Below are 18,452 nucleotides of genomic sequence, written 5' to 3' on the forward strand. Positions count from 1 at the left end.
AATTACCAATAAGGAGGTAAACGACAATGGCTCTTAAACATTATAAGCCAATTACAAATGGTCGTCGTAATATGACTTCATTGGATTTCGCTGAAATCACTAAAACGACTCCAGAAAAGTCATTATTACAACCGCTACCGAAAAGAGCGGGACGCAACAACCAAGGTAAATTGACAGTACGCCATCATGGCGGCGGACACAAACGTCAATACCGTGTTATTGATTTCAAACGTAACAAAGATGGAATCCCAGCAAAAGTTGATTCTATCCAATATGATCCAAACCGTTCAGCTAACATCGCATTGTTAGTATATGCAGATGGTGAAAAACGCTACATCATCGCTCCTAAAGGTTTGGTTGTAGGACAAACAATCGAAAATGGTGAAGAAGCTGACATTAAAGTAGGTAACGCTTTACCATTAGCAAATATCCCAGTGGGTACTATCATCCACAATATCGAATTAAAACCTGGCCGCGGTGGACAAATCGCTCGTTCAGCAGGTGCAAGTGCACAAGTACTTGGTAAAGAAGGTAAATACGTATTAGTAAGACTTCGCTCAGGTGAAGTTCGTATGATTCTTTCAACTTGCCGTGCTACAGTAGGTCAAGTTGGTAACATTCAACATGAACTTGTTAACGTTGGTAAAGCCGGACGTTCACGTTGGAAAGGTATTCGTCCAACAGTTCGTGGTTCTGTAATGAACCCTAACGATCACCCTCACGGCGGTGGTGAAGGTCGTGCTCCAATCGGTATGCCATCACCAATGTCACCATGGGGTAAACCTACGCTTGGAAAGAAAACGCGTCGCGGTAAAAAATCATCAGATAAACTTATCGTACGTAAACGTAAAAGAAAATAATAACAACTTATTTGGGTGTGCGGCCTAGTGCTGCACGCACATAATAAGAAGGGAGGCGCCAAAATGGCTCGTAGTATTAAAAAAGGACCTTTCGTCGACGATCACTTGATGAAAAAAGTGGAAGCTCAGGAAGGTAATCAGAAAAAAACAGTGATTAAAACTTGGTCACGTCGTTCAACTATTTTCCCTAACTTCATCGGTATTACATTTGCAGTATACGATGGACGTAAACATGTACCTGTTTATGTAACTGAAGATATGGTTGGCCACAAATTAGGTGAATTTGCTCCAACACGTACTTTCAAAGGACATGCTGTAGACGACAAGAAAACAAGAAGATAATAACTTTCTATAAGTAGAGGAGGAAGACCAAATGGAAGCAAAAGCGGTTGCTAGAACTATCAGAATCGCACCTCGTAAAGTCAGATTAGTATTAGACTTAATCAGAGGCAAAAACGTTGGTGAAGCTGTTGCCATTTTAAAATTAACTAACAAAGCATCATCACCAGTTGTTGAAAAATTATTAATGTCCGCTTTAGCTAATGCAGAGCACAACTATGACATGAATACAGATGAATTAGTTGTTAAAGAAGCATATGCTAACGAAGGACCAACTTTAAAACGTTTCCGTCCACGTGCTCAAGGACGTGCAAGTGCAATTAACAAACGTACAAGCCACATTACAATTGTCGTAAGTGACGGCAAAGAAGAAGCTAAAGAAGCTTAATAAACTTTCTTAAGGAGGGAATACTGTGGGTCAAAAAATTAATCCAATCGGACTTCGTGTTGGTGTCATCCGTGATTGGGATGCAAAATGGTATGCTGAGAAAGATTTCTCAACTTTACTACACGAAGATTTAAGAATCCGTAAGTTCATCGATAACGAATTAAAAGAAGCGTCAGTTTCTCACGTAGAAATCGAACGTGCTGCTAACCGCATCAACATCGTAATCCACACTGGTAAACCAGGTATGGTAATTGGTAAAGGCGGTTCAGAAATTGAAAAACTTCGTAACAAATTAAACAATTTAACAAACAAACATGTACACATTAACGTGATTGAAATCAAAAAAGTTGATTTAGATGCTCGCTTAGTTGCTGAGAACATCGCACGTCAATTAGAAAACCGTGCTTCATTCCGTCGTGTACAAAAACAAGCTATTTCAAGAGCTATGAAACTAGGAGCTTTAGGTGTTAAAACTCAAGTTTCAGGTCGTTTAGGCGGAGCTGATATCGCTCGTGCTGAACAATATTCAGAAGGAACTGTTCCACTTCACACATTACGTGCTGACATTGATTACGCACATGCTGAAGCTGATACAACATACGGTAAACTTGGTGTTAAAGTATGGATCTATCGTGGAGAAGTTCTTCCTACTAAGAACAATAGTGAAGGAGGAAAATAATAATGTTGCTACCAAAACGCGTTAAATATCGTCGTCAACATCGTCCAAAAACTACAGGACGTTCTAAAGGCGGTAACTTTGTAACATTTGGTGAGTATGGTTTACAAGCAATCACAACGTCTTGGATCACATCTCGTCAAATCGAATCTGCTCGTATTGCGATGACTCGTTATATGAAACGTGGCGGGAAAGTTTGGATTAAAATCTTCCCTCATACACCTTATACTAAAAAACCTTTAGAAGTACGTATGGGTGCTGGTAAAGGTGCAGTAGAAGGCTGGATCGCAGTAGTTAAACCAGGTAGAATCTTATTTGAAGTTGCAGGCGTGTCAGAAGAAGTTGCACGTGAAGCATTACGTTTAGCAAGTCACAAACTTCCAGTTAAAACTAAGTTTGTAAAACGTGAAGAATTGGGTGGTGAATCAAATGAAAGCTAAGGAAATTAGAGACTTAACCACTTCAGAAATCGAAGAACAAATCAAATCTTCAAAAGAAGAACTTTTTAACCTACGCTTTCAGTTAGCTACAGGACAATTAGAGGAAACTGCACGAATTCGTACAGTGAGAAAAACAATCGCACGTCTAAAAACTGTTGCTCGTGAAAGAGAAATTGAACAAAGTAAGGCTAATCAATATTAATTGAAAGAGGAGGTTACAAAAGTGAGCGAAAGAAATGATCGTAAAGTTTATGTAGGTAGAGTCGTATCAGACAAAATGGACAAAACTGTAACTGTACTTGTAGAGACTTACAAAACTCATAAATTATATGGTAAACGAGTAAAATATTCTAAAAAATATAAAACTCATGATGAAAACAATTCAGCTAAATTAGGAGACATCGTTAAGATTCAAGAAACTCGTCCTTTATCAGCAACAAAACGTTTTCGTTTAGTAGAAATTGTTGAAGAATCAGTAATTATTTAATCATTAATAGATAAGGGAGGTTTAATTCATGATCCAACAAGAGACACGCTTGAAAGTAGCTGACAACTCAGGTGCTCGTGAAGTTCTTACAATTAAAGTATTAGGCGGATCTGGTCGCAAAACAGCGAACATCGGCGACGTAATTGTGTGTACTGTTAAAAATGCTACACCAGGAGGCGTTGTTAAAAAAGGTGAAGTTGTTAAAGCTGTTGTTGTACGTACTAAATCAGGAGTACGTCGTAAAGACGGTTCTTACATCAAATTTGATGAAAATGCATGTGTAGTTATTCGTGACGACAAGAGTCCACGCGGAACTCGTATCTTCGGACCAGTTGCACGTGAATTACGTGATAGCAACTACATGAAAATTATTTCATTAGCACCAGAAGTACTATAATTTTAAATAATAAAATCTAAGGAGGTGCCCACATGCATATCAAGAAAGGTGACAACGTAATCGTTATCTCAGGTAAAGATAAAGGTAAAACAGGTGTTGTACAAGCAACAGAACCTAAAAAAGACCGTGTCGTTGTGGAAGGTGTCAACATCATTAAAAAGCACCAAAAACCGACTCAATTTAACCCAGAAGGTGGAATCTTAGAAACTGAAGCAGCAATTCATGTTTCTAACGTACAATTATTGGACCCTAAAACAAATGAACCAACTCGTGTAGGTTACAAATTTGTTGATGGTAAAAAAGTTCGTATCGCTAAAAAATCAGGCGAAGAAATCAAATCTAATAATTAATAACTAGTTGAAAGGAGGATCCACTTTGAGCCGTTTAAAAGAAAAATTCAATACTGAAGTTACTGAGAACTTAATGAAAGAATTCAATTACAGTTCAGTAATGGAAGTACCTAAAATCGATAAAATCGTTGTGAACATGGGTGTAGGTGACGCAGTTCAAAACTCTAAAGTATTAGACAATGCTGTTGAAGAGTTAACTTTAATCACTGGTCAAAAACCATTAATCACAAAAGCTAAAAAATCAGTAGCAACATTCCGTTTACGTGAAGGTATGCCAATCGGAGCAAAAGTTACACTTCGCGGTGAAAGAATGTATGAATTCCTAGATAAATTGATCTCAGTATCATTACCACGTGTACGTGACTTCCACGGTGTTTCTAAGAAAGCATTTGATGGACGCGGCAACTACACATTAGGTATTAAAGAACAATTAATTTTCCCAGAAATCGATTATGATAAAGTAAGTAAAGTAAGAGGAATGGATATCGTTATTGTTACAACTGCTAACACAGACGAAGAAGCTCGTGAATTGTTAACTCAATTCGGTATGCCATTTCAAAAGTAAGCTCTAATATAAAGGAGGCTAATTAAGTGGCTAAAAAATCAATGGTTGCAAAACAAGCTAAAAAGCAAAAATTCCCAGTTCGCGAATATACTCGCTGTGAACGCTGTGGCCGTCCACATTCTGTATACCGCAAATTTAAATTATGCCGTATCTGTTTCCGTGAATTAGCTTACAAAGGCCAAATCCCTGGCGTTCGTAAAGCTAGCTGGTAATTAAAGAGAGTCTTGAAAGGAGGCAACAATCTATGACAATGTCAGATCCAATCGCAGATATGCTAACTCGTGTAAGAAACGCAAACATGGTGCGTCATGAAAAAATCGAGTTGCCTGCGTCAAATATCAAAAAACAAATCGCTGAAATCCTTAAAAGTGAAGGTTTCATCAAAAACGTTGAGTTCGTAGAAGACGATAAACAAGGTGTTTTACGTTTGTTCCTTAAATATGGTCAAAACAACGAACGCGTTATCACAGGCTTAAAACGTATTTCTAAACCAGGTTTACGTGTTTACGCTAAAGCTGAAGAAGTACCTAAAGTATTAAACGGTTTAGGTATTGCATTAGTTTCAACTTCTGAAGGTATTTTAACTGATAAAGAAGCAAGAAAACGTAACGTAGGCGGAGAAGTACTAGCATACGTTTGGTAATAAATAATTAAGGAGGTGCCCGTAAATGAGCCGTGTAGGTAAGAAAATCATTGAAATTCCTAGTGATGTAACAGTAGACATCAAAAGTAATGTTATTACAGTTAAAGGTCCTAAAGGCGAATTAACTAGAACTTTTGACGATAACATGACTTATAAACAAGAAGACAACACATTAGAAGTTGTTCGTCCATCTGATTCTCAAAAAGACAGAACAGTTCACGGAACAACTCGTGCGTTAATTAACAATATGGTACAAGGTGTTTCTAAAGGCTACGAAAAAACTTTAGAAATGATCGGTGTAGGTTACCGTGCACAATTGCAAGGTAAAAACTTAGTTCTTAACGTTGGTTACTCTCACCCAGTTGAATTCATTCCAGAAGAAGGAATCACATTCACAGTTGAGAAAAACACAACAGTTAAAGTAGAAGGTATTTCTAAAGAACAAGTTGGTGCTACAGCTTCTAAAATTCGTGCCGTAAGACCACCAGAACCTTATAAAGGTAAAGGTATCCGTTACCAAGGCGAATATGTTCGTCGTAAAGAAGGTAAAACTGGTAAATAATAAATAACTCTCTAAAGAAAGGAGAATAAAGCATGATCAGCAAAATTGATAAAAATAAAGTACGCTTAAAAAGACATGCACGTGTACGTACGAACTTATCAGGTACATCTGAAAAACCTCGTTTAAACGTATATCGTTCAAACAAACACATCTATGCACAAATCATTGATGATTCAAAAGGCGTCACTTTAGCTCAAGCATCAACTCAAGATAAAGATTTCGAAAACGAAACTGGTTCAAAAGTTGAATTATCTGCCAAAGTGGGCGAAGCAATCGCTAAAAAAGCAGTTGATAAAGGTATCACTGCAATCGTCTTCGACCGTGGAGGTTACTTATACCATGGACGTGTTAAAGCATTAGCAGATGCAGCACGTGAAAATGGCTTAGAATTTTAATCATAAAAGGAGGGACAATTAATGGCTCGCAGAGATGAAGAAAACAAAGAATTTGAAGAACGCGTTGTTACGATTAACCGTGTTGCGAAAGTTGTAAAAGGTGGACGTCGTTTCCGTTTCACAGCATTAGTAGTTGTTGGAGACAAAAATGGTCGTGTTGGATTCGGTACAGGTAAAGCACAAGAGGTGCCTGAAGCGATCAAAAAAGCAGTAGAAGCTGCTAAAAAAGAATTAGTATCTGTTAACCGTGTAGAAGGTACTACTCCACACACTATTACTGGTCAGTTCGGATCAGGAAGTGTATTATTGAAACCAGCAGCACCTGGTACTGGTGTTATCGCCGGTGGACCAGTTCGTGCCGTATTAGAATTAGCAGGTATCACTGATATCTTAAGTAAGTCATTAGGTTCAAACACACCAATTAACATGGTTCGTGCGACAATCAATGGTTTAGAAAATCTAAAAAGTGCTGAAGAAGTTGCGAAATTACGCGGCAAATCAGTAGAAGAATTATACAATTAAGGAGGGAAAATAAATAATGGCTAAATTACAAATTACCCTCACTCGCAGTGTTATCGGTCGTCCTGAAACACAACGTAAAACTGTTCAAGCGTTAGGTTTGAAAAAAACTAACTCTTCAGTAGTTGTTGAAGACAACGATGCAATCCGTGGCCAAATCAACAAAGTAAGCCACTTAGTTAAAGTAGAAGAAGTAAACGCATAATCAGATAAAATTATAAGGAGGTGCCGTAATGAAATTACATGATTTACATCCAGCAGAAGGATCACGTAAAGTCCGCAACCGTGTAGGCCGTGGTGCTGCTACAGGTAATGGTAAAACAAGTGGACGTGGTCAAAAAGGTCAAAAAGCACGTTCAGGTGGTAAAGTAAGACCAGGTTTCGAAGGTGGTCAATTACCATTATTCCGTCGTTTACCTAAACGCGGTTTCACTAACATCAACCGCAAGGAATATGCTGTAGTGAACTTAGACCAATTAAACCGTTTTGATGAAGGTACAGAAGTAACTCCTGAACTATTAATCGAAACTGGCGTAGTAAAAAATGCTAAAGCGGGTATCAAAGTATTAGGTAATGGTTCTTTAGAGAAAAAGTTAACAGTTAAAGCACAAAAATTCTCTGCATCTGCAGCTGAAGCAATTGATGCTAAAGGTGGAGCACACGAGGTGATCTAATGTTTGACACATTCGTAGACTTCTTCAAAACTAAAGAAGTTCGAAACAAGATCTTTTTTACGCTCGCAATGCTAGTAATATTTAAAATAGGTACTTATATACCGGCGCCTGGAGTCAATCCAGCAGCGTTTGAAAGTCAACAAGGTTCTCAAGGTGTCACTGATCTGTTGAATACATTCGGTGGGGGAGCCTTGAAGAACTTTTCCATTTTTGCAATGGGGATTATGCCCTACATCACTGCTTCCATCGTAATGCAGTTATTGCAAATGGATATAGTTCCTAAGTTTACAGAATGGGCCAAACAAGGTGACGTTGGTCGTAAGAAATTGAATAACGTCACACGTTACTTTGCAATCATCTTGGCATTCATCCAATCAATTGGGATGGCATTCCAATTCAATAACTATCTAAAAGGTGCATTGATCGTAGATCCGTCACCTATGAGTTATTTGTTAATTGCAATTGTATTAACAGCAGGAACAGCTTTCTTACTTTGGTTAGGTGAACAGATAACCCAATACGGTGTAGGTAATGGTATTTCAATTATTATCTTCGCTGGTATTCTGTCAACGTTGCCTTCATCACTGATTCAGTTCTACCAACAAGCCTTTGTAGGACAAAGTGATACGACTATGGCATGGTTGCAAGTTGCAGCATTAATCATTGGTTTGATTTTACTGACAATGGGTGCTGTGTACGTACTTCAAGCTGTTCGTAAAATACCTATTCAATATGCGAAGAAGCAAACAGCTCAGCGTTTAGGTCGAAATGCAACTTACTTGCCGTTGAAAGTTAACTCAGCAGGGGTTATCCCGGTTATCTTTGCTATGGCATTCTTCTTGTTACCAAGAACATTAACAATGTTCTTCCCTAAAGCAGACTGGGCTCAGCAAATTGCCAATACAGCCAATCCATCAAACAATATCGGAATGGTAATTTATATTATCTTGATCATTGCATTCACTTATTTCTATGCATTCGTTCAAGTTAACCCTGAGAAAATGGCTGACAATCTTAAGAAGCAAGGCAGTTACGTACCAGGTATCAGACCTGGCGAACAAACTAAAAAGTATATTACCAAAGTTTTATATCGTTTAACTTTTGTAGGTTCTATCTTCTTAGCAGCAATCGCAATCTTGCCGATTCTTGCTACTAAATTTATGAACTTGCCGCAATCGATTCAAGTCGGCGGTACAGGCTTGCTGATTGTTATCGGTGTTGCTATCGAGACAATGAAAAGCTTGGAAGCACAAGTTAATCAAAAAGAATATAAAGGCTTTGGTGGTAGATAATTTGTAGGAGGGCAATATGAATATCATCTTAATGGGTTTACCTGGCGCAGGTAAAGGAACTCAAGCGAGTGAAATTGTTAAGAAATTCCCTATTCCGCATATATCTACAGGTGATATGTTTAGAAAAGCTATCAAAGATCAAACTGAATTAGGTAAAGAAGCTAAGTCTTATATGGACCGCGGCGAGCTTGTACCTGATGAAGTAACTGTGGGTATCGTTAAAGAAAGACTTTCTGAAGACGATGCGAAAAAAGGATTTTTATTAGATGGTTTCCCACGTACACTTGAACAAGCAGAAGCATTAAGTAAAATCATGACAGAACTTGGCAGAAAGATTGATGCAGTTATTAACATTGAAGTTCCGGAAGAAGAACTTATGAATCGTCTTACAGGACGTCGCGTATGTGAAATTTGCGGAACAACTTATCATCTTGTGTTCAATCCTCCAAAAGTGGATGGTGTTTGTGATCTTGACGGCGGTAAATTATACCAACGTGAAGACGACAACCCAGAAACAGTTGCAAAACGTTTAGAAGTTAACGTTAAACAATCAAAACCTATCTTAGAATACTATGATAATAAAGGTGTTGTTAAAAACGTTGACGGATCTAAAGATATTCAAGAAGTTACTGGTTCAGTAATTGATATCTTGAACAATCTTAAGTAATTCAACATTGCTGCTTGTATGTTGAATGAAGGCAGTCTAACATTGTTTGTCTCTCAGCCTAACGAATTTTGAGTGACATAATAACGATAATGATTCCCGAAATTTGTTCAACGATTTGATACAAGTACAGTATGTCTAACATTTTCCAATAGACATTAACTAATAATGCAAAAGGGGGAATTGTTCTAATGGCAAAACAAGATGTAATTGAATTAGAAGGTACAGTATTAGATACTTTACCAAATGCAATGTTTAAAGTAGAATTAGAAAATGGTCATGAAATTTTAGCACACGTTAGTGGTAAAATCAGAATGAATTATATTCGTATTCTACCTGGCGACAAAGTAACAGTAGAAATGTCTCCGTATGATTTAACACGCGGAAGAATCACTTATCGTTATAAATAATTCGTCACTCCATTATTACAGGGAGGTATAAAAATGAAAGTAAGACCATCAGTTAAACCTATTTGCGAAAAATGTAAAGTCATTAAACGTAAAGGTAAAGTAATGATCATTTGTGAAAATCCAAAACACAAACAAAGACAAGGTTAATAAAAGAGAGGTGTAAAATAATATGGCACGTATTGCAGGAGTCGATATTCCACGCGAAAAACGCGTTGTAATTTCATTAACTTATATTTACGGTATTGGTAAATCAACTGCTGAAAAAATCATTGAAGAAGCAGGAGTTTCACCACAAACTCGTACTAACGAATTATCAGACGATGAATTAGTACGTATCCGTGAAGTTGTAGATGGCTACAAAGTAGAAGGTGACTTACGTCGTGAGCAAAACTTAAACATCAAACGTTTAATGGAAATCTCTTCTTACCGTGGTATCCGTCACCGTCGTGGCTTACCAGTTCGCGGTCAAAAGACTAAAAACAATGCTCGTACTCGTAAAGGCCCAGTTAAAACTGTAGCTAACAAGAAAAAATAATAGGTAAAGGAGGAAAATTTTAATGGCACGTAAACAAGTATCTCGTAAACGCAGAGTGAAAAAGAATGTTGAAAACGGTGTAGCTCACATTCGTTCAACTTTCAACAATACAATCGTAACAATTACTGATGAATTCGGTAATGCATTATCATGGTCATCAGCAGGTGCACTTGGTTTCAAAGGTTCTAAAAAATCTACACCATTCGCAGCTCAAATGGCTTCTGAAACAGCATCAAAAACAGCTATGGAACATGGCTTAAAAACTGTAGAAGTAACAGTTAAAGGACCTGGCCCAGGCCGTGAATCAGCTATCCGTGCATTGCAATCAGCAGGTTTAGAAGTAACAGCTATCAGAGACGTTACTCCAGTACCTCATAACGGTTGCCGTCCGCCAAAACGTCGTCGCGTATAATATTATTGTTAAGAAATGTTATTTTCCGAAGATCACTAAGATAAGAAGTATCTTATAAGTCGACGTAACCAAGGAGGATATGTAAATAATGATAGAAATTGAAAAACCTAGAATTGAGACAATTGAAATTAGTGAAGATGCTAAATTCGGTAAGTTTGTTGTTGAACCACTAGAACGTGGCTATGGCACTACGCTAGGAAACTCCTTACGTCGTATCCTACTATCTTCATTGCCAGGTGCAGCCGTTAAATACATCGAGATTGAAGGAGTTTTACACGAATTCTCTGCAATTGATAACGTAGTAGAAGATGTATCTACAATCATTATGAATATTAAGAAACTTGCTCTTAAAATTTATTCTGAAGAAGATAAAACTTTAGAAATCGATGTTAAAGATGAAGGCGAAGTAACAGCAGCTGACATTACTCACGACAGTGATGTTGAAATTTTAAACCCAGAGCTTAAAATTGCTACAGTTGCTAAAGGTGGACACTTAAAAATCCGTCTTGTTGCGAATAAGGGTAGAGGTTACGCATTAGCTGAACAAAATAATACTAGTGATTTACCAATTGGTGTTATCCCGGTTGACTCTTTATACTCACCAGTTGAAAGAGTAAACTATACAGTTGAAAACACTCGTGTAGGTCAAAGCAGTGACTTTGATAAATTAACTTTAGATGTATGGACTGATGGATCAATCACTCCGCAAGAGTCAGTTTCATTAGCAGCAAAAATTATGACTGAACACTTGAACATCTTTGTTGGACTCACTGATGAAGCGAAAAACGCTGAAATCATGATTGAAAAAGAAGAAGATCAAAAAGAAAAAGTACTTGAAATGTCTATCGAAGAATTAGACTTATCAGTACGTTCTTATAACTGTCTAAAACGTGCAGGCATCAACAGTGTTCAAGAATTGGCTGACAAATCTGAAGCAGATATGATGAAAGTACGTAATTTAGGTCGTAAATCTTTAGAAGAAGTAAAATATAAACTCGAAGACTTAGGTTTAGGTCTTAGAAAAGAAGATTGATAAAGGAGGTTAACTCATGGGTTACAGAAAATTAGGTCGTACATCTGATCAACGTAAAGCAATGTTACGCGACTTAGCGACATCATTAATCGTTAACGAGCGCATTGAAACTACTGAAGCTCGCGGTAAAGAATTACGCGGTGTAGTTGATAAATTAATCACTTTAGGTAAAAAAGGCGATTTAGCTTCTCGTCGTCAAGCAGCTAAAATCGTTCGTGATGTTCAAATCCAAAACGAAGATGGTACTACACAAACAGCTTTACAAAAATTATTCGGTGAAATTGCTCCACGTTACACAGAACGTCAAGGCGGTTACACTCGTGTACTTAAAGCAGGTCCACGTCGCGGTGACGGTGCTGAATCAGCAATTGTCGAATTAGTTTAATCAAAGCATAACTTGAAACCAAGTAACGATGGTAAGTAGAAGCACACGATGAGAACATTGTGCGCTTATCATTGTACAAATAAACACACTGACTATATGAATATATAAAGCAAATGAGTGCAACGATAATGTTTGCCACATACAAATATTGTCTAGCTCAGAGTGCCCCATTCAAAGAACTTAATAGATTTTAAAGCGTGAACTCAATTAATGAATGGGGTGCGCGCTTTTTTATTTTGAAACCCCTGTTGCGGTAATAACGTGAAGGGGTTTTTCTCATACACTTGCATATACACACTAGTTATATTCATGTACAATGATAGAGTGAAATCAATCAGAAGGGACAGAGGCATGTTGAATACTGAACAAATACTTGAATTTGATGATGTATCATTTCAATATCAGGGTGACGAGTGGTTTACATTAAAACATCTCTCTTTTTCAATCCCGAAAGGTAAATGGACATCAATTGTCGGACATAATGGATCAGGCAAGTCGACCATCGCTAAATTAATGATGGGTATGATGGAATATCAAGAAGGTGAAATACGTTATAATGGTCAGCTTATGACATCTGAGAATCTGTATGACATCCGAAAAAATATTGGTATCGTATTTCAGAATCCTGAAAACCAATTTGTAGGTTCGACTGTTCAGTATGATGTGGCATTTGGTCTTGAAAATTTAGCAGTGCCATATGAGCAAATGCACAAGGATGTAGCACAAGTCTTAAAAGAGGTACAAATGTATGCACAACGCAATCATGAGCCGCAAGCGCTCTCTGGAGGCCAGAAACAGCGTGTTGCGATTGCAGGTGTACTTGTTTTAAGTCCTGAACTGATTATCTTAGATGAGGCAACATCTATGCTTGATCCTGAAGGTAAACAATCGTTGATGCAGCTGGTAAGACATTTGAACGAAGCACGCAATGTAACAATTGTATCAATTACGCATGATTTAACAGAAACTTTGGATTCAGATTATATGATTGTTATGAATCGCGGCGAAGTGCACGAAAAAGGCACACCAGAAGCAATCTTTAAGAAAGGAGCATCATTAGCAGAAATAGGGTTGGACTTGCCGTTTTCAATGCGGATTAATTCACTATTAGGCAATCCATCTGAGTTTCTGACCTATGATGAGTTGGTAGCACGTTTATGAGTATACAATTTAATGACGTTACTTACATTTACCAGCAAGGTACACCTTTTGAATATGAAGCATTGCATCATATTAATACTGAATTTGAAGCAGGTCAGTATTATGCGATCATAGGCCAAACAGGATCTGGTAAATCAACGTTAATACAACATTTCAACGGCTTATTAAAACCTACTTACGGTCATGTTGCACTTGGTGATTTAATCATCAAGAGAAAAACAAAAGATAAAGCAATTCGTCCTTTGAGACAACGTGTCGGACTGGTATTTCAGTTTCCGGAAGCCCAGCTGTTCGAAGACAGTGTAGAACGAGAAGTCTTATTCGGACCTAAAAACTTTAATATGGATTTAGAAAAGGTAAAAGACTATGCGTACCGTTTGCTTAAGCGTTTAGGCTTTGATCGCAACATCATGGCGAAATCACCATTTCAAATGTCTGGCGGTCAAATGCGTAAAATAGCGATAGTATCTATTTTAGCGATGAATCCGGATATTATCGTATTGGATGAACCAACCGCAGGACTGGATCCGCATAGCCGAGAACAAGTTATGGACCTGTTAAAACAATTACAGCAAGAGGGCAAAACAATTGTACTTGTTACGCATGATATGAATGATGTGGCACGTTATGCAGACCAAGTCAAAGTACTGCAGCAAGGCACAATCGTATATGAAGGGACTCCTAGAGCACTCTTCGGCAATCAAGATAATGTCAGTCAATTTCATTTAGATTTGCCTGATATCGTGCAGCTGCAGCGTGATTTTGAACAAAAGTACAATATACGTTTACCAGAAACAGCTTTAACAGACCAAGAATTTATCGAGCTCTATGAGGAGTGGCAGCACTATGAAGAATAAATTTATCATTGGTCGCTACTTACCTTTAGATTCCATCATTCATAAAATGGATCCTAGAGCTAAATTAGCTTTTGTATTCTTTTATATTATATTAGTGTTCTTTTGTCACAGCTTTACGATGTATGGCTGGATGTTATTGGTTCTGTTGGTATTTATGTATAGTGCTAAAATCAAACTGCTGTATTTATTAAAAGGTCTGACACCGATTTTGTTCTTTTTAATTTTTACCTTTTTAATGCATCTCTTTTTAACTAAGGGAGGCACTACATTATTTACTTGGAAATTCATTTCCATTGATTCAGGCGGTATTATAGAAGGGATATTCATCTCAATGCGTTTAATGTTTATTATGATGGCTTCAACGATAATGACATTGACAACGAATCCTATCGCATTGACCGATGCTTTTGATAAAATACTTTCTCCATTGAAAGTAATCAAAGTCCCTGTGCAACAATTAAGCATGATGATGTCGATTGCTTTACGATTTATACCGACACTTATGGAAGAGCTGGATAAAATTATTCTAGCTCAAAAATCCAGAGGTTCTGAAATCAGTTCCGGATCAATCGGACAGCGTATTAAAGCGTTTATCCCTCTGTTGATTCCATTGTTTATTTCTGCCTTTCAGAGAGCTGAAGATTTAGCAGTCGCAATGGAAGTCAGAGGGTATGATATGAATGCAAAACGTACAAGTTTTCGTAAACTTGAATGGCAATTAAAGGATACAATGCTCGTAGGTGCATTAATCCCGATTGCAGCAGTACTATTTGTATTGAAATATTTAGGAGTGTAGCCGTGTGCGTATATTAGTAAATATTACTTATCAAGGAAGCAACTTTTATGGCTTTCAAATACAGCAGCACGAAAGAACCGTGCAGCAGCAATTCGAAAAGATTTTAAAACGCATGCATAAACGTCATATACGTATTCATCCTTCAAGCAGAACGGATCGAGGTGTGCATGCGCTAGAACAATATTTCCATTTTGATACAGAACTTGAAATTGCGCCGAAGCAATGGCAATATGCGATGAACAGCGCTTTGCCTGACGATATCTATGTCAAAGAGGTATCTATCGTCGATGATGACTTTCATTGCCGCTACGATTGCGTAGGGAAACGTTATCGCTATAAAGTGTATCAAGCAGCACACCGTGATGTATTTATGAGCGGTTTAAAGACTTTCAATAATTATGATTTAGATTTAGAGAAAATGAACGAAGCTGCACAACAGTTTATAGGCACGCATGATTTTACCGGCTTTTGTTCTCAAAAGACAGAAGTAGAAAGTAAAGAACGTACCCTTTATCAAAGTGAAATTATTCAAACAGAAAACGGCTTCGACTATATTGTGACCGGCTCAGGTTTCTTATATAATATGGTACGTGTGTTAGTCGCATTTTTAATCGAAGTCGGTAAAGGCAAACGTGCACCAGAGGATGTATTGCCTCTGTTAGAAGCGAAAGATCGCAACCAAGTTCCGTTTACTGCACCGGCAGAAGGGCTTTATTTGGAGAAGATCTATTTATCGCCGGAAGCACTGACACAAGACTTCGGAACAGATATCAAAATTCATCGCAAAAAATCACTTGAAAATGATTGATTCGTATTGACAAATACATCAATAAATTATACGATTATAAACGGTATTGTTTTATATCACCCCACGATAAGCCCCGGAAACTTATTGTGTTACTAGATATAGAAGCAAAGTCGAACGAACTCAACAAATGAACTTATCTGAGCTTTGAATCGTAACATTGTTTTTTAAAAAAACAACTCAACACGCAGTTATTATTAGGAGGACAATTATTATGCGTCAAACATTTATGGCTAATGAATCAAACATTGAGCGCAAATGGTATGTTATTGATGCGGCTGGCCAAACTTTAGGTCGTTTATCATCAGAAGTAGCATCTATTTTACGCGGAAAACATAAAGTAACTTTCACACCACACGTTGATAACGGTGACTATGTAATCATCATCAACGCTGGACAAATCGAAATGACAGGTAACAAAGAATCTGACAAAGTTTATTACCATCACTCAAACTACCCAGGTGGTATCAAATCAATCACAGCTGGCGAATTAAAAGAGAAAAACCCAGCACGTTTACTTGAAATTTCAATTAAAGGTATGTTACCAAGCAACCGTTTAGGCGAAAAACAAGGTAAAAAATTATTTGTATATGGTGGCGCTGAACATCCACACGCTGCACAACAACCAGAAAACTACGAGTTACGTGGTTAATTAGAAGGAGGAAATTACATTGGCACAAGTTGAATATAGAGGCACAGGCCGTCGTAAACACTCAGTAGCACGTGTACGTTTAGTACCAGGCGAAGGTAACATCACTGTAAATGGTGAAGACGTACGTGAATATTTACCATTTGAATCATTAATCTTAGACTTAAACCAACCATTCGACGTTACAGAAACTCAAGGTAACTATGATGTTTTAGTTAACGTACACGGTGGCGGTTTCACAGGTCAAGCACAAGCTATCCGTCACGGTATCGCTCGTGCTTTATTAGAAGCTGATCCTGAATACAGAAGTTCTTTAAAACGCGCTGGATTACTTACTCGTGACCCACGTATGAAAGAACGTAAAAAACCAGGTCTTAAAAAAGCACGTCGTTCACCACAATTCTCAAAACGTTAATTGTCGGAACATATGATGTTTCTATACAACACTTCCCAGATTTATCGGGAAGTGTTTTTTTCTTTCTTTTGAAAACCATACGCTGTGCGTATGGTTCAGGAAAGCTTTAGCGATGTAATAAAAAAACTCCTAAACATGGTATAATGTGAAATGGTCTGGCAACCAACATTACATCATGAATAGGAGTTTTTGTATGTCTAATGATATAAATAGTTTAGCACACACAAAATGGAATTGTAAGTATCATATTGTTTTCGCCCCTAAATACAGAAGACAAATAATTTATGGTAAATTGAAAAAGGATATTGGGAAAATACTTCGACTTTTATGCGAACGAAAAGGTGTAGAAATAATAGGGGCAGAGGCCTGTAAAGATCACATTCATATGCTTGTGAGTATACCTCCTAAAATTTCAGTTTCAAGTTTTGTTGGATATTTAAAAGGAAAAAGTAGTCTAATGATTTTTGATAGACATGCAAACCTTAAATATAAATATGGGAACAGAAAATTTTGGTGTAAAGGTTTTTATGTTGATACAGTAGGAAGAAATAAAAAAGTGATAGAGAACTATATTCGAAATCAAATACAAGAGGATATCGTTGCAGATCAGATGTCGATGAAAGAATTTATCGACCCATTTACTGGTGAGAAAGTAGGAAAATAAAGAGTGATGACCGTAGCCCTTTAGGGCTTGCTGAAAAAGTAGTACGGTTGTCAGATTCTTCAGTGCCCTTTTAAGGGCTGGTCAGTAATAGAGGCTTTCAGCCGAAGAACAAACCACCCGTTCACACGGGTGGTTTTGATTATGCGAAAAATTATTAAAACGGCAATCTTTTGATGTCTCTTTATTTCATTTTTAACATGACTAATTCACATGTGTTTTGAATACTAAGTAATAAGCTGAATATGATAAGATAGAATTAAAAACAGGGAGGCAGTACCATTGTCCGAAAAAGTAGATATTTTAGTGACGTTAAATGAAAACTATTTAAAGCCATTAAAGGTTATGTTGTTATCATTGCATGACACGAATCCGCATTTATCATTTAAAGTTTGGTTGGTTCATGAGAAAATACCGCAAAATAAACTCATACACTTAGAAGAATTATTGTCATCATTTAATATGGAATTAGAAGAAGTAAAAGTGCCGCCTAATTATTTTGGAATTGCGAAAACAGTTGAACGTTATCCTCAAGAAATGTACTTTAGATTAGCGTGTGGTGAGTTACTCCCTGCATCAGTGACACAAATACTGTATTTGGATCCAGATATTTTAGTGATTAATAAAATAGATGATTTATGGCAACTGAATTTAGAAGGTAATATTTTCGCGGCAGCTACACATGAAGGTTTAACGAAGTTTTCACAAGGCATGAATAATCTGCGTTTAGGTACAAAACAAGGTCAAGTATATTTTAATTCAGGAGTTATGCTGATTGATGTAGAAAAAGCAAGACAAGAAATAAGAATGGATGACATTTTTAATTTTATAGAGAAAAATAATCAATATTTATTATTACCGGATCAAGACGTTATGAATAGCCTGTATGGTGATAAAATCAAAGAAATACCGGAAGAAATATGGAATTATGATACAAGACAAGCAAATACGTATTATACTAAAAGTGTTGGGAAGTGTGATACACATTGGGTTGCTTATCATACTGTATTCTAGCATTTTTGTGGTCGTCCAAAACCTTGGGATATCAAAAGTAATAGCAGATTCACAATGCTATATCTTCA

33 protein-coding genes are annotated in these 18,452 nt (G+C 37.2%); all 33 read left to right on the top strand.

Annotation, left to right across the window (positions count from 1 at the left end):
- Window positions 1–26: 26 nt before the first annotated feature.
- Window positions 27–860, top strand: a complete 834-nt coding sequence (rplB, locus tag MUA90_RS03895) for a 50S ribosomal protein L2 (protein ID WP_262588439.1) — start codon at window positions 27–29, stop codon at window positions 858–860.
- A gap of 63 nt (window positions 861–923) precedes the next feature.
- The gene (gene rpsS / locus MUA90_RS03900; RefSeq protein WP_105993317.1) at window positions 924–1,202 is read left to right on the top strand and encodes a 30S ribosomal protein S19; all 279 of its coding nucleotides are present in this window, start codon (window positions 924–926) and stop codon (window positions 1,200–1,202) included.
- Window positions 1,203–1,233: 31 nt separating this feature from the next.
- Window positions 1,234–1,587 (top strand): 50S ribosomal protein L22, encoded by a 354-nt coding sequence (rplV, locus tag MUA90_RS03905; protein ID WP_002479566.1) that lies wholly within the window; start codon window positions 1,234–1,236, stop codon window positions 1,585–1,587.
- A 25-nt stretch (window positions 1,588–1,612) separates the two neighbouring features.
- Window positions 1,613–2,266 (top strand): 30S ribosomal protein S3, encoded by a 654-nt coding sequence (gene rpsC / locus MUA90_RS03910; protein WP_262588440.1) that lies wholly within the window; start codon window positions 1,613–1,615, stop codon window positions 2,264–2,266.
- Between the two features lie 2 nt (window positions 2,267–2,268).
- Window positions 2,269–2,703, top strand: coding sequence for a 50S ribosomal protein L16 (gene rplP, locus MUA90_RS03915; RefSeq protein ID WP_015900970.1), 435 nt, complete (start codon window positions 2,269–2,271; stop codon window positions 2,701–2,703).
- Window positions 2,693–2,905, top strand: coding sequence for a 50S ribosomal protein L29 (gene rpmC / locus MUA90_RS03920; protein WP_262588441.1), 213 nt, complete (start codon window positions 2,693–2,695; stop codon window positions 2,903–2,905). The genes rplP and rpmC overlap by 11 nt, the downstream gene beginning before the upstream one ends.
- Window positions 2,906–2,926: 21 nt before the next feature.
- Window positions 2,927–3,190 carry a 30S ribosomal protein S17 gene (gene rpsQ / locus MUA90_RS03925; protein WP_001829723.1) on the top strand — a complete coding sequence of 88 codons (264 nt, stop codon included), beginning with the start codon at window positions 2,927–2,929 and terminating at the stop codon, window positions 3,188–3,190.
- Between the two features lie 28 nt (window positions 3,191–3,218).
- A complete protein-coding gene (gene rplN / locus MUA90_RS03930) occupies window positions 3,219–3,587 on the top strand; it encodes a 50S ribosomal protein L14 (RefSeq protein ID WP_002479563.1) in 369 nt (122 codons plus the stop codon).
- A gap of 32 nt (window positions 3,588–3,619) precedes the next feature.
- Entirely contained in the window at window positions 3,620–3,937 is a 318-nt protein-coding gene (gene rplX / locus MUA90_RS03935) for a 50S ribosomal protein L24 (RefSeq protein ID WP_002479562.1), read from the top strand.
- 25 nt (window positions 3,938–3,962) lie between these two features.
- Window positions 3,963–4,502, top strand: coding sequence for a 50S ribosomal protein L5 (gene rplE / locus MUA90_RS03940; RefSeq protein WP_114602863.1), 540 nt, complete (start codon window positions 3,963–3,965; stop codon window positions 4,500–4,502).
- Window positions 4,503–4,528: 26 nt separating this feature from the next.
- Complete coding sequence (locus tag MUA90_RS03945; protein ID WP_105993320.1) at window positions 4,529–4,714, top strand: type Z 30S ribosomal protein S14; 186 nt, start codon at window positions 4,529–4,531, stop codon at window positions 4,712–4,714.
- A gap of 32 nt (window positions 4,715–4,746) precedes the next feature.
- Window positions 4,747–5,145, top strand: coding sequence for a 30S ribosomal protein S8 (gene rpsH, locus MUA90_RS03950; RefSeq protein WP_262588442.1), 399 nt, complete (start codon window positions 4,747–4,749; stop codon window positions 5,143–5,145).
- Window positions 5,146–5,170: 25 nt separating this feature from the next.
- On the top strand, window positions 5,171–5,707 hold the full coding sequence (gene rplF / locus MUA90_RS03955) for a 50S ribosomal protein L6 (protein ID WP_262588443.1): 537 nt from the start codon (window positions 5,171–5,173) through the stop codon (window positions 5,705–5,707).
- A gap of 32 nt (window positions 5,708–5,739) precedes the next feature.
- The gene (gene rplR / locus MUA90_RS03960; protein WP_105993323.1) at window positions 5,740–6,102 is read left to right on the top strand and encodes a 50S ribosomal protein L18; all 363 of its coding nucleotides are present in this window, start codon (window positions 5,740–5,742) and stop codon (window positions 6,100–6,102) included.
- A 21-nt stretch (window positions 6,103–6,123) separates the two neighbouring features.
- Entirely contained in the window at window positions 6,124–6,624 is a 501-nt protein-coding gene (gene rpsE, locus MUA90_RS03965) for a 30S ribosomal protein S5 (protein ID WP_105993324.1), read from the top strand.
- A gap of 16 nt (window positions 6,625–6,640) precedes the next feature.
- Window positions 6,641–6,826 carry a 50S ribosomal protein L30 gene (gene rpmD / locus MUA90_RS03970; RefSeq protein WP_105993325.1) on the top strand — a complete coding sequence of 62 codons (186 nt, stop codon included), beginning with the start codon at window positions 6,641–6,643 and terminating at the stop codon, window positions 6,824–6,826.
- A gap of 28 nt (window positions 6,827–6,854) precedes the next feature.
- The gene (rplO, locus tag MUA90_RS03975) at window positions 6,855–7,295 is read left to right on the top strand and encodes a 50S ribosomal protein L15 (protein ID WP_105993326.1); all 441 of its coding nucleotides are present in this window, start codon (window positions 6,855–6,857) and stop codon (window positions 7,293–7,295) included.
- Complete coding sequence (gene secY, locus MUA90_RS03980; protein WP_262588444.1) at window positions 7,295–8,587, top strand: preprotein translocase subunit SecY; 1,293 nt, start codon at window positions 7,295–7,297, stop codon at window positions 8,585–8,587. The genes rplO and secY overlap by 1 nt, the downstream gene beginning before the upstream one ends.
- A gap of 16 nt (window positions 8,588–8,603) precedes the next feature.
- Window positions 8,604–9,254 (top strand): adenylate kinase, encoded by a 651-nt coding sequence (locus MUA90_RS03985; protein ID WP_114602864.1) that lies wholly within the window; start codon window positions 8,604–8,606, stop codon window positions 9,252–9,254.
- 188 nt (window positions 9,255–9,442) lie between these two features.
- Window positions 9,443–9,661, top strand: coding sequence for a translation initiation factor IF-1 (gene infA, locus MUA90_RS03990; RefSeq protein ID WP_001118443.1), 219 nt, complete (start codon window positions 9,443–9,445; stop codon window positions 9,659–9,661).
- 33 nt (window positions 9,662–9,694) lie between these two features.
- Window positions 9,695–9,808: a 50S ribosomal protein L36 gene (gene rpmJ, locus MUA90_RS03995; RefSeq protein ID WP_002479550.1), complete on the top strand. Its 114-nt coding sequence runs from the start codon at window positions 9,695–9,697 to the stop codon at window positions 9,806–9,808.
- 22 nt (window positions 9,809–9,830) lie between these two features.
- Complete coding sequence (gene rpsM / locus MUA90_RS04000) at window positions 9,831–10,196, top strand: 30S ribosomal protein S13 (protein WP_262588445.1); 366 nt, start codon at window positions 9,831–9,833, stop codon at window positions 10,194–10,196.
- Window positions 10,197–10,218: 22 nt separating this feature from the next.
- Entirely contained in the window at window positions 10,219–10,608 is a 390-nt protein-coding gene (gene rpsK / locus MUA90_RS04005) for a 30S ribosomal protein S11 (protein ID WP_095104062.1), read from the top strand.
- Between the two features lie 88 nt (window positions 10,609–10,696).
- Window positions 10,697–11,641 carry a DNA-directed RNA polymerase subunit alpha gene (locus MUA90_RS04010; protein ID WP_105993330.1) on the top strand — a complete coding sequence of 315 codons (945 nt, stop codon included), beginning with the start codon at window positions 10,697–10,699 and terminating at the stop codon, window positions 11,639–11,641.
- Between the two features lie 16 nt (window positions 11,642–11,657).
- Window positions 11,658–12,026, top strand: coding sequence for a 50S ribosomal protein L17 (gene rplQ / locus MUA90_RS04015; RefSeq protein ID WP_105993331.1), 369 nt, complete (start codon window positions 11,658–11,660; stop codon window positions 12,024–12,026).
- A 351-nt stretch (window positions 12,027–12,377) separates the two neighbouring features.
- Window positions 12,378–13,187, top strand: coding sequence for an energy-coupling factor transporter ATPase (locus MUA90_RS04020; RefSeq protein ID WP_262588446.1), 810 nt, complete (start codon window positions 12,378–12,380; stop codon window positions 13,185–13,187).
- A complete protein-coding gene (locus MUA90_RS04025; protein WP_262588447.1) occupies window positions 13,184–14,044 on the top strand; it encodes an energy-coupling factor transporter ATPase in 861 nt (286 codons plus the stop codon). Before MUA90_RS04020 ends, MUA90_RS04025 begins: the two co-directional genes overlap by 4 nt.
- Window positions 14,034–14,840 (top strand): energy-coupling factor transporter transmembrane component T family protein, encoded by an 807-nt coding sequence (locus tag MUA90_RS04030; protein WP_114602867.1) that lies wholly within the window; start codon window positions 14,034–14,036, stop codon window positions 14,838–14,840. Before MUA90_RS04025 ends, MUA90_RS04030 begins: the two co-directional genes overlap by 11 nt.
- A gap of 4 nt (window positions 14,841–14,844) precedes the next feature.
- Window positions 14,845–15,648, top strand: coding sequence for a tRNA pseudouridine(38-40) synthase TruA (gene truA / locus MUA90_RS04035; protein WP_262588448.1), 804 nt, complete (start codon window positions 14,845–14,847; stop codon window positions 15,646–15,648).
- 211 nt (window positions 15,649–15,859) lie between these two features.
- Window positions 15,860–16,297 (top strand): 50S ribosomal protein L13, encoded by a 438-nt coding sequence (rplM, locus tag MUA90_RS04040; RefSeq protein WP_262588449.1) that lies wholly within the window; start codon window positions 15,860–15,862, stop codon window positions 16,295–16,297.
- 19 nt (window positions 16,298–16,316) lie between these two features.
- Window positions 16,317–16,709 carry a 30S ribosomal protein S9 gene (gene rpsI, locus MUA90_RS04045; RefSeq protein WP_199790651.1) on the top strand — a complete coding sequence of 131 codons (393 nt, stop codon included), beginning with the start codon at window positions 16,317–16,319 and terminating at the stop codon, window positions 16,707–16,709.
- 193 nt (window positions 16,710–16,902) lie between these two features.
- A complete protein-coding gene (gene tnpA / locus MUA90_RS04050; RefSeq protein ID WP_262588450.1) occupies window positions 16,903–17,373 on the top strand; it encodes an IS200/IS605 family transposase in 471 nt (156 codons plus the stop codon).
- Window positions 17,374–17,652: 279 nt separating this feature from the next.
- Window positions 17,653–18,384, top strand: a complete 732-nt coding sequence (locus MUA90_RS04055; RefSeq protein WP_262588451.1) for a glycosyltransferase family 8 protein — start codon at window positions 17,653–17,655, stop codon at window positions 18,382–18,384.
- Window positions 18,385–18,452: the final 68 nt, after the last annotated feature.

The sequence above is a fragment of the Staphylococcus sp. IVB6181 genome, from assembly GCF_025561445.1.
In the GTDB taxonomy this organism is placed as follows: Bacteria; Bacillota; Bacilli; order Staphylococcales; family Staphylococcaceae; genus Staphylococcus; species Staphylococcus simulans_B.

Bases quoted from the DNA above. Each gene is read 5' to 3' on its own strand.
- rpsS (WP_105993317.1), top strand. From the start codon at position 924: ATGGCTCGTAGTATTAAAAAAGGACCTTTCGTCGACGATCACTTGATG.
- rplR (WP_105993323.1), top strand. From the start codon at position 5,740: ATGATCAGCAAAATTGATAAAAATAAAGTACGCTTAAAAAGACATGCA.
- rplB (WP_262588439.1), top strand. From the start codon at position 27: ATGGCTCTTAAACATTATAAGCCAATTACAAATGGTCGTCGTAATATG.
- rplX (WP_002479562.1), top strand. From the start codon at position 3,620: ATGCATATCAAGAAAGGTGACAACGTAATCGTTATCTCAGGTAAAGAT.
- rplM (WP_262588449.1), top strand. From the start codon at position 15,860: ATGCGTCAAACATTTATGGCTAATGAATCAAACATTGAGCGCAAATGG.
- rpmC (WP_262588441.1), top strand. From the start codon at position 2,693: ATGAAAGCTAAGGAAATTAGAGACTTAACCACTTCAGAAATCGAAGAA.
- MUA90_RS04025 (WP_262588447.1), top strand. From the start codon at position 13,184: ATGAGTATACAATTTAATGACGTTACTTACATTTACCAGCAAGGTACA.
- infA (WP_001118443.1), top strand. From the start codon at position 9,443: ATGGCAAAACAAGATGTAATTGAATTAGAAGGTACAGTATTAGATACT.
- rplQ (WP_105993331.1), top strand. From the start codon at position 11,658: ATGGGTTACAGAAAATTAGGTCGTACATCTGATCAACGTAAAGCAATG.
- rpsH (WP_262588442.1), top strand. From the start codon at position 4,747: ATGACAATGTCAGATCCAATCGCAGATATGCTAACTCGTGTAAGAAAC.
- rpmD (WP_105993325.1), top strand. From the start codon at position 6,641: ATGGCTAAATTACAAATTACCCTCACTCGCAGTGTTATCGGTCGTCCT.
- MUA90_RS04030 (WP_114602867.1), top strand. From the start codon at position 14,034: ATGAAGAATAAATTTATCATTGGTCGCTACTTACCTTTAGATTCCATC.
- tnpA (WP_262588450.1), top strand. From the start codon at position 16,903: ATGTCTAATGATATAAATAGTTTAGCACACACAAAATGGAATTGTAAG.
- rpmJ (WP_002479550.1), top strand. From the start codon at position 9,695: ATGAAAGTAAGACCATCAGTTAAACCTATTTGCGAAAAATGTAAAGTC.
- MUA90_RS03985 (WP_114602864.1), top strand. From the start codon at position 8,604: ATGAATATCATCTTAATGGGTTTACCTGGCGCAGGTAAAGGAACTCAA.
- rplO (WP_105993326.1), top strand. From the start codon at position 6,855: ATGAAATTACATGATTTACATCCAGCAGAAGGATCACGTAAAGTCCGC.
- rplN (WP_002479563.1), top strand. From the start codon at position 3,219: ATGATCCAACAAGAGACACGCTTGAAAGTAGCTGACAACTCAGGTGCT.
- rpsM (WP_262588445.1), top strand. From the start codon at position 9,831: ATGGCACGTATTGCAGGAGTCGATATTCCACGCGAAAAACGCGTTGTA.
- rpsE (WP_105993324.1), top strand. From the start codon at position 6,124: ATGGCTCGCAGAGATGAAGAAAACAAAGAATTTGAAGAACGCGTTGTT.
- rplP (WP_015900970.1), top strand. From the start codon at position 2,269: ATGTTGCTACCAAAACGCGTTAAATATCGTCGTCAACATCGTCCAAAA.
- rplV (WP_002479566.1), top strand. From the start codon at position 1,234: ATGGAAGCAAAAGCGGTTGCTAGAACTATCAGAATCGCACCTCGTAAA.
- rpsK (WP_095104062.1), top strand. From the start codon at position 10,219: ATGGCACGTAAACAAGTATCTCGTAAACGCAGAGTGAAAAAGAATGTT.
- MUA90_RS04020 (WP_262588446.1), top strand. From the start codon at position 12,378: ATGTTGAATACTGAACAAATACTTGAATTTGATGATGTATCATTTCAA.
- rplF (WP_262588443.1), top strand. From the start codon at position 5,171: ATGAGCCGTGTAGGTAAGAAAATCATTGAAATTCCTAGTGATGTAACA.
- secY (WP_262588444.1), top strand. From the start codon at position 7,295: ATGTTTGACACATTCGTAGACTTCTTCAAAACTAAAGAAGTTCGAAAC.
- MUA90_RS04010 (WP_105993330.1), top strand. From the start codon at position 10,697: ATGATAGAAATTGAAAAACCTAGAATTGAGACAATTGAAATTAGTGAA.